At 69.9% G+C, this 14084-nt stretch carries 12 protein-coding genes; 5 read left to right on the plus strand and 7 right to left on the minus strand.

Annotation, left to right across the window (positions count from 1 at the left end):
• Nucleotides 1-4 precede the first annotated feature (4 nt).
• Nucleotides 5-1165 carry an FMN-dependent L-lactate dehydrogenase LldD gene (gene lldD, locus SLW52_RS08530; protein WP_152181213.1) on the plus strand — a complete coding sequence of 387 codons (1161 nt, stop codon included), beginning with the start codon at nucleotides 5-7 and terminating at the stop codon, nucleotides 1163-1165.
• Between the two features lie 42 nt (nucleotides 1166-1207).
• Here lldD and SLW52_RS08535 read toward each other — a convergent pair whose 3' ends face one another.
• A complete protein-coding gene (locus SLW52_RS08535) occupies nucleotides 1208-2191 on the minus strand; it encodes a Ku protein (protein ID WP_320740004.1) in 984 nt (327 codons plus the stop codon).
• The gene (locus SLW52_RS08540) at nucleotides 2191-2586 is read right to left on the minus strand and encodes a hypothetical protein (protein WP_320740005.1); all 396 of its coding nucleotides are present in this window, start codon (nucleotides 2584-2586) and stop codon (nucleotides 2191-2193) included. The genes SLW52_RS08535 and SLW52_RS08540 overlap by 1 nt, the downstream gene beginning before the upstream one ends.
• Nucleotides 2587-2743: 157 nt before the next feature.
• Between SLW52_RS08540 and SLW52_RS08545 the strand changes: the two genes are divergently transcribed.
• Nucleotides 2744-3046 (plus strand): hypothetical protein, encoded by a 303-nt coding sequence (locus SLW52_RS08545; RefSeq protein WP_026144577.1) that lies wholly within the window; start codon nucleotides 2744-2746, stop codon nucleotides 3044-3046.
• 230 nt (nucleotides 3047-3276) lie between these two features.
• Here the strand turns inward: SLW52_RS08545 and SLW52_RS08550 are convergent, their stop codons facing one another.
• From SLW52_RS08550 to adh, 3 genes are all read right to left on the minus strand, one after another.
• Nucleotides 3277-3672 (minus strand): DUF779 domain-containing protein, encoded by a 396-nt coding sequence (locus SLW52_RS08550; protein ID WP_152236786.1) that lies wholly within the window; start codon nucleotides 3670-3672, stop codon nucleotides 3277-3279.
• Complete coding sequence (gene adhP, locus SLW52_RS08555; protein WP_148828231.1) at nucleotides 3672-4700, minus strand: alcohol dehydrogenase AdhP; 1029 nt, start codon at nucleotides 4698-4700, stop codon at nucleotides 3672-3674. Before adhP ends, SLW52_RS08550 begins: the two co-directional genes overlap by 1 nt.
• A gap of 126 nt (nucleotides 4701-4826) precedes the next feature.
• A complete protein-coding gene (gene adh / locus SLW52_RS08560; RefSeq protein ID WP_320740006.1) occupies nucleotides 4827-6356 on the minus strand; it encodes an aldehyde dehydrogenase in 1530 nt (509 codons plus the stop codon).
• A gap of 247 nt (nucleotides 6357-6603) precedes the next feature.
• Between adh and SLW52_RS08565 the strand changes: the two genes are divergently transcribed.
• Both SLW52_RS08565 and SLW52_RS08570 read left to right on the plus strand, forming a co-directional pair.
• The gene (locus tag SLW52_RS08565; protein ID WP_320740007.1) at nucleotides 6604-8502 is read left to right on the plus strand and encodes a sigma-54-dependent Fis family transcriptional regulator; all 1899 of its coding nucleotides are present in this window, start codon (nucleotides 6604-6606) and stop codon (nucleotides 8500-8502) included.
• A 341-nt stretch (nucleotides 8503-8843) separates the two neighbouring features.
• On the plus strand, nucleotides 8844-9608 hold the full coding sequence (locus SLW52_RS08570) for an SDR family oxidoreductase (protein ID WP_017911814.1): 765 nt from the start codon (nucleotides 8844-8846) through the stop codon (nucleotides 9606-9608).
• Nucleotides 9609-9730: 122 nt separating this feature from the next.
• Here SLW52_RS08570 and SLW52_RS08575 read toward each other — a convergent pair whose 3' ends face one another.
• Nucleotides 9731-10150: a hypothetical protein gene (locus SLW52_RS08575; protein ID WP_017910076.1), complete on the minus strand. Its 420-nt coding sequence runs from the start codon at nucleotides 10148-10150 to the stop codon at nucleotides 9731-9733.
• Between the two features lie 424 nt (nucleotides 10151-10574).
• Nucleotides 10575-12701 (minus strand): TonB-dependent receptor, encoded by a 2127-nt coding sequence (locus tag SLW52_RS08580; RefSeq protein ID WP_320740009.1) that lies wholly within the window; start codon nucleotides 12699-12701, stop codon nucleotides 10575-10577.
• A 130-nt stretch (nucleotides 12702-12831) separates the two neighbouring features.
• Here SLW52_RS08580 and SLW52_RS08585 point away from each other — a divergent pair, with 130 nt between their 5' ends.
• Complete coding sequence (locus SLW52_RS08585; protein WP_026144580.1) at nucleotides 12832-14034, plus strand: amino acid aminotransferase; 1203 nt, start codon at nucleotides 12832-12834, stop codon at nucleotides 14032-14034.
• Nucleotides 14035-14084 lie beyond the last annotated feature (50 nt).

Raw genomic sequence — 14084 nt, forward strand, 5'->3', positions numbered from 1 at the left:
CCCCATGATCATTTCCGCCTCCACCGACTACCGTGCCGCCGCGCAGCGCCAGCTGCCGCCGTTTCTGTTCCACTACATCGACGGCGGCGCCTATGCCGAGCACACCCTGCGCCGCAACGTGTCCGACCTGAGCGACATCGCCCTGCGCCAGCGCGTGCTGCGCGACATGTCGGCGCTGGACCTGCACACCGAGCTGTTCGGCGAACGCCTGGCCTTGCCGGTGGCGCTGGGGCCGGTGGGCCTGACCGGCATGTACGCACGCCGCGGCGAGGTGCAGGCGGCCAGGGCGGCAGCGGCCAAGGGCGTGCCGTTCACCCTGTCCACGGTGTCGGTGTGCCCGATCGAGGAAGTGGCGCCGGCGATCGACCGGCCGATGTGGTTCCAGCTGTACGTGCTCAAGGACCGCGGCTTCATGCGCAACGCGCTGGAGCGGGCCAAGGCCGCAGGCGTCACCACCCTCGTGTTCACCGTGGACATGCCGGTGCCGGGCGCGCGCTACCGCGACGCGCATTCGGGCATGAGCGGCCCCAACGCGCCGCTGCGGCGCATGCTGCAGGCCGTCACCCATCCGCGCTGGGCCTGGGACGTGGGCCTGCGTGGGCGCCCGCACGACCTGGGCAACATCTCCACCTACCGCGGCCATCCCACCGGGCTGGCCGACTACATCGGCTGGCTCGGCGCCAACTTCGATCCGTCGATTTCGTGGAAGGACCTGGAGTGGATCCGCGAGTTCTGGACCGGGCCGATGGTGATCAAGGGCATCCTCGATCCGGACGATGCGCGCGATGCGGTGCGGTTCGGTGCCGACGGCATCGTCGTTTCCAACCATGGCGGGCGCCAGCTCGACGGCGTGCTGTCCAGCGCGCGGGCGTTGCCGGCGATCGCCGATGCGGTGAAGGGCGAGCTGAAGATCCTGGCCGACTCCGGCGTGCGCAACGGCCTGGACGTGGTGCGCATGCTGGCGCTGGGCGCCGACACCGTGCTGCTCGGCCGCGCCTTCGTCTACGCGCTGGCCGCCGCCGGACAGGCCGGCGTGGAGCATCTGCTGAGCCTGATCGAGAAGGAGATGCAGGTGGCGATGACCCTGACCGGCGCCAAATCGATCGCGGCGATTTCGCGCGAGTCGCTGGCACAGGTGACGCGCGAGGCGATGGTCTCGGCGTAAAGCCGGTCGCGGCGACCCTGGCGCCGCCGCGACCGACCTGCTCTACCCGGCCTTGCGCCGCGCCGGGGCCTTGCGCGCAGCTGGCTTGGCCTTGGCCGCCGCTGGTTTCGGTTTGGCGCGCGTCGCCTTCTTGGCCTTGCCGGCCGCGGCCTTGGCCGGCTTGGCCGCCTTCTTCGCGGTCTTGCGCACCGGCACGCGCTCCTCCTGCCTGGCCGGCGTGCGCTTCTTGGCCTCCAGGCTCTTCTGCAGCAGCGACATGAAGTCGACCACGTTGGTGGTGGCGTCCTCGCGCTGCGGCGCCTCGGCATCCTCGTCGACCTGGGTGGTGCCCTCCTGCGCCTTGATCCGTTTCTGGATCACCGCGTGCAGCCGCTCGCGGAATTCGTCGTGGTAGGCATCGGGGTCCCAGCGCCCGGACATCGAATCGATCAGCTGCGCCGCCATCTCGGTTTCCTTGGCGCTGATCCGGTAGTCGGCGGCCTTGCCGCTGGGCAGCATGTAGTCGTCCAGGTCGACCAGTTCCTGCGGGTAGCGCAGCAGGATCAGCACCAGCGCATCCTGCAGCGGCATCACCGCCGACAAATACTCGCGGGTGCGGATCACCACCCGCGCGATGCCGACCTTGCCGGTGTTGCGCAGGGTCTCGCGCAGCAACACGTAGCCCTTCTCGGCCTTCTTGCCCGGCACCAGCACGTAGGGTTTCTCGAAATAGCGCAGGTCGATCTCGGCGGCGTCGACGAAGGCCTCCACTTCCACCGTCTCGTGGCTTTCCGGTGCGGCCGAGGCGATGTCCTGCTGCTCCACCACTACGTAGTTGCCCTTGCTGTACTCGTAGGCCTTGACGATGTCCTTCCACGGCACTTCCTCGCCGGTGTCGGCGTTGACCCGCTCGAAGCGGATCGGGCGCTTGTCGCGCGCGTCGAGCATGCGGAAGTGCAGGTCGATCCGGCGTTCGCCGGACATCAGCGACACCGGCACGTTGAGCAGGCCGAAGGACAGCGTGCCGGTCCAGATCGGGCGCGGCATCAGTGCGGCTCCACGCCGGCGGCCTGCGCCGGCAGATGATCCAGCGCCTGCCAGGCATCCTCGATCACCTGCCGCGCCTGGGCCCAGTCCAGCCGCGAGTCGCCACGCATCAGGTCCCAGTGCGCGGCCAGTTCGTCTTCGGTCTCGGCGCCGGGCCCGCGCGGCCAGCCGCGTGCATGGGTCTGCAGGGCGAAGGCGTAGGCCGGGCACAGGTCGCGCCACGGCGTGCGGTGGCGGGCGCGGCGCTGGCGGTAGTCGGCCAGGCTGTAGCGGCGGTAGTCCGGTGCGTCGTGCGGGCGCAGGGCCGCACCACGGCGGCGCGGCGGCGGAGCGCTCGGCAAGGGATCCAGATGGGCGTTGAACAGCAGCGGGTCGGGACGGTCGCTGGGGCGCATGGCAGGGCTCCGGGCGGCAACGGCGGCGGGGGACGCGCAGCAGTAGCGCTGCAGCCGTTAGCGACCCGTGACCGATCCGTGGAGGATGCGCGATTCGCAATGGCTTCACCACGCCGGCGGTGAACTGGACCTCCGCTATTCCCTGGAGGAACCGGACATGTCCACGCCCACCGATCCGCTGCGCCAGGCCGCGCCCGTCCCCGGCGAACAGCGCGGCAAGCGCCAGACGCAGGACCGCGAAGACCGCGGCGCCGGCGACCGCCCCGAGACCATCGTCGAACACGAACCGCGCACCGGCGAGAACCGCCCTGCCCCGCCGGACACGCCGGCGCACTCCACGCCGGACACCGCGCACGGACGGCATGCCGACGCCAACCAGGACGAAGCCCTGGAAGAAACCTTCCCCGCCAGCGATCCGGTGTCGCCGTTCGTGCCGGCGAAGGCGCCGAAGGCGTCGTAGCGCATCGAAGTCTGGCGTCCTACCAGCATCGGTGTGGAAGTGACTTCAGGGCACCTCAAAAAATCTCGACTGCAACATCAGCCGCGACGAGCGACATCATCGGCGCGTCCGACTGCACTGCAGTCGGGACTGAAGTCCCTCCCACAAGGAGGGGCCGGCGGGCAGCGCTTCCATCGATAGGATCGGAAACACGGTGCAGAAGAACTCGCTGCACCGCGTGCCTTCCGCCACTACACCTTTCCCGCCGCCTCCAGCGCGGCGTACTCGCTGTCGCTGAACAGCCGCGAGCGCACCAGGAAGCGCACGCCCTCGCCGTTCTCCAGGGAGAACATGCCGCCACGCCCAGGCACGACGTCGATGATCAACTGGGTGTGCTTCCAGTAGGCGAACTGCGACGGGCTGATGTAGAACGGCGCCTCGCCGATCTCGCCGAGCAGCACGTCGCGGTCGCCGACGATGAAGTCGTCCTGCGGGTAGCACATCGGCGAGGAACCGTCGCAGCAGCCGCCCGACTGGTGGAACAGCAGCGCGCCGTGCCGCGCCCGCAGCTTGGCGATCAGCTGCAGGGCCGGCAGCGTCGCCAGCACCTGCGGCGGCAGCGCGTCAGCGGGCGCGGACGCGTCCATCAGGCGGCCATGTCCAGCACGATGCGGCCTTCGATCTTGCCGGCGTGCATGCGCGCGAACACGTCGTTGACGTTGTCCAGGGTGTCGGTGGCCACGGTCGCGGCGACCTTGCCCTGCTCGGCGAATTCCAGCGATTCCTGCAGGTCCAGGCGGGTGCCGACGATCGAGCCGCGCACGGTCACGCCGTTGAGCACCATGCCGAAGATGTCCAGCGGGAACTGGCCCGGCGGCAACCCGTTGAGCGAGACGGTGCCGCCGCGGCGGACCATGCCGATGGCCTGCTCGAACGCCTTCGGCGACACCGCGGTGACCAGCGCACCGTGCGCACCGCCGATCTCCTTCTTCAGGTACGCGACCGGATCGGTGGTGCGCGCGTTCACCGTCACCGTCGCGCCCAGGCGCGTGGCCAGCGCCAGCTTGGCGTCGTCCACGTCGACCGCGGCCACGTTCAGGCCCATCGCCTTGGCGTACTGCACCGCCATGTGGCCGAGACCGCCGATGCCGGAGATCACCACCCAGTTGCCGGGCTTGGTGTCGGTGACCTTCAGGCCCTTGTACACGGTGACGCCAGCGCACAGGATCGGCGCGACCTCGACGAAGCCGATGTTCTTCGGCAGGTGGCCGACGTAGTTGGCATTGGCCAGGGCATATTCGGCGAAGCCGCCGTTGACCGAGTAGCCGGTGTTCTGCTGCGCCTCGCACAGGGTTTCCCAGCCGCCCAGGCAATGCTCGCAATGGCCGCAGGCCGAGTACAGCCACGGAATGCCGACGCGATCGCCTTCCCTGACGTGGTCCACGCCGGCGCCGACCGCCACCACATGGCCCACGCCCTCGTGGCCGGGGATGAACGGCGGGTTCGGCTTCACCGGCCAGTCGCCCTCGGCCGCATGCAGGTCGGTATGGCACACGCCGCAGGCTTCGATCTTGACCAGGATGTCGCCGGCCTGCGGCCGCGGCACCGTCACTTCCTCGATCACCAATGGCTTGCCGAACTCACGCACCACGGCGGCTTTCATCGTCTTGTCCATCGCAACGCTCCTGAGAAAAACGGGTACTGTCACCATCGCGCGACCGGCGACGGAGTGCCTTGATCCAGATCAGTTCGCAGGCGGACGACGGCACGCCGGCAGCGTGCCGCCGCCCTGCCCGGCGGGTCAGAAGAAGCCCAACGCCTTCGGCGAGTAGCTGACCAGCAGGTTCTTGGTCTGCTGGTAGTGGTCGAGCATCATCTTGTGGTTCTCGCGGCCGATGCCCGACTGCTTGTAGCCGCCGAACGCGGCATGCGCCGGATAGGCGTGGTAGCAGTTGGTCCACACCCGCCCGGCCTGGATCGCGCGGCCCATGCGGTACAGCCGCGCCGCATCGCGGCTCCACACGCCGGCGCCCAGGCCGTACAGCGTGTCGTTGGCGATCGCCAGCGCCTCGGCCTCGTCCTTGAAGGTGGTCACCGACACCACCGGGCCGAAGATCTCCTCCTGGAACACACGCATCCTGTTGTGGCCCTTGAACACCGTCGGCTTGACGTAGAAGCCGCCGGCCAGCTCGCCATCCAGCGCGTTGCGTTCGCCGCCGATCAGCACCTCGGCGCCTTCCTGCTTGCCGATGTCGATGTAGGACAGGATCTTCTCCAACTGCTCGCTGGAGGCCTGCGCGCCGACCATGGTGTTGGGATCGAGCGGGTTGCCCTGCTTGATCGCCGCCACCCGCTTGAGCACCTTCTCCATGAAGCGCTCGTAGATCGACTCCTGGATCAGCGCGCGCGAGGGACAGGTGCACACCTCGCCCTGGTTGAAGGCGAACAGCACGAAGCCTTCCACCGCCTTGTCGAGGAAGTCGTCGTTCTCGGCCATCACGTCGGCGAAGAAGATGTTGGGCGACTTGCCGCCCAGCTCCAGCGTCACCGGGATCAGGTTCTGGCTGGCGTACTGCATGATCAGCCGGCCGGTGGTGGTCTCGCCGGTGAAGGCGATCTTGGCGATGCGCGGGTTGCTGGCCAGCGGCTTGCCCGCTTCCAGGCCGAAGCCGTTGACCACGTTGAGCACGCCCGGCGGCAGCAGGTCGCCGATCACCTCCATCAGCACCAGGATCGAGGCCGGGGTCTGCTCGGCCGGCTTCATCACCACGCAGTTGCCGGCGGCCAGCGCCGGTGCCAGCTTCCAGCACGCCATCAGCAGCGGGAAGTTCCACGGGATGATCTGGCCGACCACGCCGAGCGGTTCGTGGAAGTGGTAGGCGATGGTGTCGTGATCGATCTCGGAGATGCCGCCTTCCTGCGCGCGCACCGCGCCGGCGAAGTAGCGGAAGTGGTCCACGCACAGCGGCACGTCGGCGTTGAGCGTCTCGCGCACCGGCTTGCCGTTGTCCCAGGTCTCGGCATAGGCCAGCAGCTCCAGGTTCTGCTCGATGCGGTCGGCGATCTTCAGCAGCACGTTGCTGCGCTCGGTGCTGGAGCTCTTGCCCCAGGCGTCCTTGGCGGCGTGCGCGGCGTCCAGCGCCGCCTCGATGTCCTCGGCGTTGGAGCGCGCCACCGCGGTGAATACCTTGCCGGTGATCGGCGTGCTGTTGTCGAAGTACTGCCCGCTCTTCGGCTCCACCCACTTGCCGCCGATGAAGTTGCCGTAGCGCGACTTGAAGATGGACTGCGGATCGGTGGCATGCGGCTTGGCGGTGCTGACGGCATTCATCGTGGTGTCTCCTTCGGCGGTCGAGAAGGACAGGGCAGGCCCGTCCGGGTAGCTGCACAAGCGCAAGTCCGATGCCAGGTTTCGCGTGCTGCGCCGCGTCACCCGGTCGCACCGCGACACACCGACGCACCCCCTGCGGTTTTGCTGCGTCGCGTCACGTCTGTCGATTGCGCCGCGCCTGCGGATGTGCTGTTTATCGGAACACCCGTATCACCAGGTGTCGCAATCTGCGACAGCGGAGCCGGACATGGCGCAGCACCCTTCGCAACACCAACTCGGCCAGGCCCGCCGAGCCTTCTTCGAACGCGGCGGCGCGCCGGTCGGGCAGGTGCCCGACACCATCCTGCAGTCGTGGCAGCGCTGCCAACGCCTGGGCCTGGCCGCGGACGCGAAGCCCGCGATCGAGCCGCTGGAAGCCTCGCGCCTGCGCGCCCTGCGCGAGGCGCACGAGCGGCTGTGGCGGCTGGCCCGCGCCGAACTGGAAGGCCTGGCCGGCGACGCTGCGGCCACCGGCAGCATCGTGCTGCTCACCGACGAGGCCGGCTGGATCCTCGACGCCGAAGGCAGCCCGCGCTTCCTCGACAAGGCGGGCAGGGTGGCGCTGATGCCCGGCGCATGCTGGAGCGAACCCCAGGTCGGCACCAACGCCATCGGCACCGCCATCGTCGAAAGCCGCTCGGTGGAAGTGCGTGGCGGCGAGCACTATTTCGCCCCGCACCAGATCCTCAGTTGCGCGGCGGTGCCGATCTTCGATCCGTACGGCGCCCTGGCCGGCGTGCTCGACATCTCCGGCGACGCCAGCGTGCAGCACATGCATGCGCTGGCACTGGCGCGGATGGCGGTGGCCAACATCGAACACCGCTATTTCGACGACGGCATCCCCGGCTGCGAACTGCTGCGCGTGCACCACGACCCGGCGCTGCTCGGCACGGCGCGCGAAGCGCTGCTGGCGTTCCGCAACGGCCGCCTGGTGGCCGCCAACCAGGCCGGGTTGCGGCTGTTCGGGCTGGAGCGCCACGAACTCGGCCGCGCGCCCTACGAAGCGCTGTTCGAAGAGCCGCTGTCGCGGCTGCGCCAGCAGGGCAGCGTGTTCGACCTGCAGGGGCGGGCGCTGCACGGACGCATCGACAGCCCGGCCGACGATCGTCCGCGGCGACGCCCGCAGCAGGCGCCGATCACCGTAACCGCGTCATCGCGGCCTTCGGCGGCGGCGGCGTCCGAGGCGCCGCTGTTCGACGCGGCGCAGGAACTGGCGCTGGAACGCGCGCGGCGCGTACTCGATGCGCAACTGCCGGTGCTGGTGCAGGGCGAGACCGGCACCGGCAAGGAAGTGTTCGCGCGCGAACTGCACCGGCGCAGCGCGCGCGCCGGGCGCCCGTTCGTGGCGGTCAACTGCGCGGCGCTGCCGGAAGGGCTGATCGAAGCGGAACTGTTCGGCTACGAGGACGGCGCCTTCACCGGCGCGCGCAAGCACGGCAACCCGGGCCTGCTGCGCCAGGCCGACGGCGGCGTGCTGTTCCTGGACGAGATCGGCGACATGCCGCTGGCCCTACAGCCGCGGCTGCTGCGCGTGCTGCAGGAACGCGAACTGCTGCCGCTGGGCGGCGGCAAGCCGGTGAAGCTGGATTTCGCCCTGGTCTGCGCCACCCACCGCGACCTGGACGCGGCGATGGCCGAGCAGCGCTTCCGGCCCGATCTGTACTACCGCATCGCACACCACTGCGTGCAGATTCCGGCACTGCGTGCGCATCCGGACCGGCACGCGCTCGTCGCCGAGCTGTGGGCGCGGCTGGGGCAGGGCAGGCGTCTGAGCGAGGCGGCCCTGGCGACGCTGAGCGCCTACACGTGGCCGGGCAATCTGCGCCAGCTGGTGGCGTGCCTGCGCACCCTGGTGGCGTTGAGCGAAGCGGATGCGCTGGTCGATACCGACGCCTTGCCGGCCTACCTGCCCGGCGTGCGCGCGGGAGAGCAGGGCAGCAACGGCGGCACCGCGATGCCGTTGCCCGATGCCGACCTCGACAGTCTCGCGCTCGGCGCCATGCGCCAGGCCCTGGATGCCTGCAACGGCAACGTCTCGCAGGCCGCACGCCGGCTCGGCATCAGCCGCAGCACGCTGTACCGGCGGCTGCAGTTGGGGACCCACTGAGGCGGCATATCGCCGGCTGCGCCTTACGCGGTCGTCGACGTCGCACGTCCCGTAGGAGCGGCTGCAGCCGCGACACGGCGTTATCGGTCATGTCAGTCGCGGCTGACGCTGCTCCTACAGCGCAGCGCGGTTTCCACCGAACCGCAGCAACGCGCGTGGCTGGAGCGCCCTTTCGCCGCGACAGCCCTCCCACAGACCCCTCATCGGTTGGAAACCGCTCTCGCATCCATGACCTCTTTCTGACCGAACACATCGCCCACGACTGCCGCGTCCGAACACGGCGAGCAGCGCGCGGTGCTGCCGGCGATGCTCCAGGCTCCTTCGCAACCATGGAGCTTCACATGCAACGCTTGCACGGCAAGATCGCGCTCATCACCGGCGCCAGTTCCGGCATCGGCCACGCCGCCGCGCACCTGTTCGCGCGCGAAGGCGCCTGCGTGGTGCTGGGCGCGCGCCGCGGTGCGCTGCTGCAGACGCTCGCCGCGCAGATCGAGGACGCCGGCGGCCAGGCCGCGTGGCTGGCCGGCGACGTCCGCGAGGAGGCCTATGCGCAGGCGTTGGTGGCGCTGGCGAACACGCGCTTCGGCGGGCTGGACATCGGCTTCAACAACGCCGGCACCCTGGGCACGCTGGTGCCGACCACGCAGCTGCAGGCGCAGGCCTGGCGCGACGCGCTCGATACCAATCTCAGCGGCGCATTCTTCGGCGCCAAGCATCAGATTCCGGCGATGCTGGCACGCGGCGGCGGGTCGCTGATCTTCACCTCGACCTTCGTCGGCCACACCGTCGGCTTCCCGTGCACCGCCGCCTATGCCGCCAGCAAGGCCGGCCTGATCGGCCTGACCCAGGCGCTGGCAGCGGAGTTCGGACCGCAGGCGATCCGGGTCAACGCCTTGCTGCCGGGCGGCACGCACACGCCAATGGCAGAGGCGATGAACGGCACGCCGGAAGCGCTGGCGCAGGTCGCGCAGCTGCATGCGCTCAAACGCCTGGCGCAGCCGGACGAACTGGCACGGGCCGCGCTGTTCCTGGCCTCGGACGAAGCCGCGTTCGTGACCGGCAGCGCGATGCTGGTCGACGGCGGGGTATCGATCATGCGCAGTTGACGCGGACGGCGGTCGCGATGTCGCCGCGCCCGCACGCTGCGTGGCGAGGCGCACGCTCGCCACCGCGGGCAATGCCCTGCCGCTGCCGACGTCGCGACAGCAGCGGCCGGGCATGCAATCGCTCAGTCGTAGCTGTTGTTCATGCACGGTGAGCTGACCGGCGTCAGCACACTGAAGCTGCTGGCGTACAGCGCGATGATGCAGGTTCCCGGCGCATCGCTCTGCACGTAGTTGCATTGCTTGCTGTTGCGGCTACGCGAGCTGCCGTCGCTCATCTGGAACGACAGGTTCCAGTAGTCGTTGGAGCCGGTCTGCGCCCGCAGGGGCACGGAGGCGATCGTACCGCCCGGCGGCAGTGATGCCGAAGCGGCCGGATCCATGTAGTTGCCGCAGGTGTGCTTGACGCTGACGTTGTTGATCGTCTGGCCGGTGCAATTGACCACCGTGAAGGTGCCTTGGTACGGCGTGGCGCTGACGCCTTCGGCCAGCGCGGGTTTGCTCTTGGTGCCGGCGTTGTCGCGGCTGTCGTCGGATGTGCTCATGGTGCGTCTCCTGGAGAGGCGTGGCGGTATGCGGGGGTGGCATTACGCTAGCGCCGCCGCGAAGAACGCCGCCAGCGTCCGCCGCCGGTTCGCGTAGACAGGTGCAGTGCGTTTGGTAGACGACTTGCATGCGCGGCGCAGCATGTAGACACGCGGCACCTGGCGTTCGCTCAAGCCAGGCGCGGCATCGCCTCCGATGATTCATACGCGGCTGCCAGGCGCCTTCTTCCGCAGTGCCGCTATCGCGTTCGCCTCGCACTGCATCTGCGCCTCGCACTTGCCGTCGTTCGACAGGTGCAGATGCTGATGGACGCATCGACCGTCGTCGGCGTACAGCTGCGGCAGGCCATCGCCGAGTGGTCGCCGGAACCAAGCAAGTACGCAGCCGCGCGCGAAGCCTAGCCCGACCGGCAGGCGTTCGCGGCTAGTGCGGCAAGTCCCACTGCAAGCCGACCGTGTAGCTGCGGTCGGGGCCCGGCTCGTAGTAACGGCCGTTGCCGTCGTTGACGATGACCGAGCCGATGTAGCGGCGATCGAACGCGTTGTCGATGCGCGCGAAGGTGCGCAGGGTGCCGTGCGCGGTGGTCCAGCGCCGCGCCGCTTCCAGGTTGAGCAGGGCGTAGCCGGGCGCGGCCTCGCTGGCCAGGTCGTTGACCACGGTGTCGCCGGCGGCCACGCCCTCCACCGCGAATTGCCAGGCGCGCGGCTGCCACTGCCAGCGCGCGAACAGTTGCTGCTGCGGCACGCCGGGCAGGCGCGTGCCGGCGGCCACCACCGCGGTCGGCCTCGCGCAGCCGCTGCTGGCGCAGGTCAGGTAGGCCTGGCGCACCGTCGCCTGCAGCCAGGTGTAGGCCACCTGCAGTTGCGCACTGGCGCCCAGCGGCAGGGTCAGGCTGGTCTCGGCGCCCTGGCGGCGGGTGCGACCGATGTTGCGATAGGTACTGCGGCCGTTGGTGTTGCTGGCCACCGCCAGCTCGTCCTCGGTGGTGGCGCGGAACAGCGCCGCGTCCCAACGGGCGCCCGCGGCGTTGCGCCACTTCGCGCCCAGTTCCAGGTTCTGGCTGCGCGCGGCGTCCAGGTCCAGCGCCAGGCCGGCGCCGCCGTCGCGGCGGTAGCCCAGCTCGTTGAAGGTCGGGGTCTCGAACCCGCGCCCGGCCGAGGCGTAGAGCCGCAGGTCGTCGGTGACGCGGAACACCAGCCCGGCCACCGGCGTGGTCGCCGCATAGTCGGTGCGGCCGCTGTCGTCGGGATTGCGGCCGACGATGTAGGCGTCGTTCGAGCGGAACCGCACCTGGCTGTGGCGCAGCCCGGCCAGCAGCGACCAGCGCTCGGCGAACTGCCACCAGGCCTGGGCGAACTGGTCCACGTTCTCCACCCGGTCCTGCTGGTCGCGGCGCAGCCGACCCTTCACCCCCAACGTGCTGCCGACGAAGTTCTCGTAGCCGGTGCGGTGCTGTTGCTGGCGGTCGGCATTGGCGCCGACGGTGAACTGGAACGGGCGGCCGCCCAGTTCGCCCTGCCAGGCCCAGCGCGCGTCGAGGCCGCCGTAGTCGCCGTCCAGGTCGATCACGCCGCCGGCATTGAGCGGGTTGCTCTGCGCGCCCACCGGGACCGAGAGGTATTGGGTGACGTCGCGGCGCCCGGCGTAGCCCATCAGCCGCCAGGTCTGCTGGTCCACCTGCTGGGTGAAGATCGCGCCGGCCTGCACCTGGCGGGTGGACTTGCGGGTGTCGAACTGGCCGGCTGCGGCAGTGGCCTGGCGCGGGTCGGCGGCGACCTGGGCGCGGCTCAGGCCCAGCGGATCCTGCGCATCGGGCGCCTGCAGCGCGTTGAGCAGCAGGTCCAGGCGCCGCCCGGGCGCCAGGTCGATGCCGATCTTGGCGTTGAAGGTGGTGCGCTGGGCGTGGCTGTGGTCGCGGTAGCCGTCGGTGCTGAAATGGGTGGCCGCCAGGTTGTAGTGGACGTCCCCCTGCTGGCCCAGCGCCTGCGCGCTGAGCGCGGCGGTGCCGTGGCTGCCGATCGCACTGCGCAGCCGCCACGGATCGTCCGGCTGGCCGTCGGCGCTCCACAGCTGCACCACGCCGCCGGAAGAGTTGCCGTACAGCGCCGAGAACGGCCCGCGCAGCACCTCGACGCGCTCGCTGCCGAACAGGTTGAAGTTGGATAGCTGGCCCTGGCCATCCGGCATCGTCGCCGGGATGCCGTCCAGCAGCAGGCGAACGCCGCGTACGCCGAACGCCGAGCGCGCGCCGAAGCCGCGGATCGACAGCTGGGTGTCCTGCGCATAGTTCTGGCGATCGCGCGCGAGCAGGCCGGGCACCCCGACCAGCGCCTCGGACGCCTGTATGCCGAGGCGGTCGCTGTCGCCCAGGCCGGTCGTGGTCAGCGACGCCGGCAGGTCGAAATCGGCCACGCCGCCGACGCGGGCGGCCTGGACCTGGAGCACTGGCAAGGTGGTGGCCGGATCCTCGCCGGGAGCGGCGTGGACCAGGGGCGACAGCGCCAGGGCGCAGGCCCCGCAGAGCAGGGCGGAGGGCAGGGAAGATGACATGGCCCATCATCGCCCAACTGCCGCCCGGCCGCACCCGTCCAAGCGCGGCAGCGTTTGTTAGGATGAGGTGTTTGACCGCGCCGGCTCCGGTCCTTCCGGCCCCCACCTCCGCCACCGAACGAGTACCGCCGTGTCCTTCTTTGCAAACGTGGAACAGGTCCCAGGCGACCCGATCCTGGGCCTGACCGAGGCCTACAACGCCGATTCCCGCCCGACCAAGGTCAACCTGGGCGTGGGCATCTACTACGACGAAAACGGCCGCATCCCGCTGCTGCGCGCGGTGCAGCAGATCGAACAGCAATTGGCGCAGGACGCCAGGCCGCGCGGCTACCTGCCGATCGACGGCCTGCCGGCCTACGACCTGGCCACGCAGAAGCTGCTGTTCGGCGCCGAGTCGCCGCTGCTGGCCGCCGGCCGCGTCGCCACCTCGCAGACCATCGGCGGCAGCGGTGCGCTGCGGGTGGGCGCGGACCTGCTGAAGAAGCTGCTGTCCACCTCCACCATCGCCATCAGCAACCCGAGCTGGGAGAACCACCGCGCCGTGTTCGGTGCCGCCGGCTTCGACGTGGTCGAGTACACCTATTTCGATCCGGCCAGCCACGGCCTGAACTTCGACGGCATGCTCGCCGACCTGCGCCAGCTCGCCCCCGGCAGCGTGGTGCTGCTGCACGCCTGCTGTCACAACCCGACCGGCGCCGACCTGAGCCAGGCGCAGTGGCGCACCGTGGCCGAGCTGCTGAAGGAACGCAACCTGTTCCCGTTCGTGGACATCGCCTACCAGGGCTTCGACAAGGGCATCGACGCCGACGCCTACGCGGTGCGCCTGCTGGCCGAGGTCGGCATCGACAACTACGTGGTCGCCAGTTCGTACTCCAAGTCGTTCTCGCTGTACGGCGAGCGCGTCGGCGCGCTGTCGGTGGTCTCGGCCAACGCCGCCGAGAGCAAGGCGGTGCAGTCACAGGTCAAGCGCATCATCCGCACCATCTACTCCAGCCCGTCCACGCACGGCGCCGCGCTGGTCGCCGGGGTGCTCAACAGCCCGGAACTGCGCGCGATGTGGGAGCAGGAACTGACCGAGATGCGCGAGCGCATCCACGCCTTGCGCGCCGGCATGGTGCAGAAGCTGGCCGCCCTGGGCGCGCCGGAGTTCGGCTTCATCCAGCAGCAGGCCGGCATGTTCTCCTACTCGGGCCTGAGCAAGGCGCAGGTGGACCGGCTGCGCGAGGAGTTCGGCATCTACGCGGTCGGCACCGGCCGCATCTGCGTGGCCGCGCTGAGCCAGAAGAACCTGGACTACGTGACCCAGGCCGTGGCGACCGTGCACAAGGGCTGAGCCCTGCGGTCCCGCACCGAGCCGGAAGCGCCTGCGCTTCCGGCTTTTTT

This window comes from Xanthomonas sp. LF02-5 (assembly GCF_034105325.1).
Lineage (GTDB): Bacteria > Pseudomonadota > Gammaproteobacteria > Xanthomonadales > Xanthomonadaceae > Xanthomonas_A > Xanthomonas_A sontii.